1 rRNA gene is annotated in these 246 nt (G+C 49.6%); it reads right to left on the bottom strand.

Annotated features, from left to right (window positions below):
* Nucleotides 1–246 (bottom strand): 23S ribosomal RNA (locus H5182_RS22655); the annotation flags it as partial.

Raw genomic sequence — 246 nt, 5'->3', positions numbered from 1 at the left:
CCGCCCCAGTCAAACTACCCACCAGGCACTGTCCGTAACCCCGATTCAGGGGCCAACGTTAGAACATCAAAACTACAAGGGTGGTATTTCAAGGACGACTCCAACAAAACTAGCGTCTCATCTTCAAAGTCTCCCACCTATCCTACACATGTAGGTTCAATGTTCAGTGCCAAGCTGTAGTAAAGGTTCACGGGGTCTTTCCGTCTAGCCGCGGGTACACAGCATCTTCACTGCGATTTCAATTTC

Source organism: Pseudoalteromonas sp. SG44-17 (assembly GCF_014164235.1).
GTDB classification, from domain to species: Bacteria; Pseudomonadota; Gammaproteobacteria; order Enterobacterales; family Alteromonadaceae; genus Pseudoalteromonas; species Pseudoalteromonas rhizosphaerae.
The sequence above is the reverse complement of the archived record's forward strand: the minus strand, read 5'-3'. Positions and strand labels throughout refer to the sequence as shown.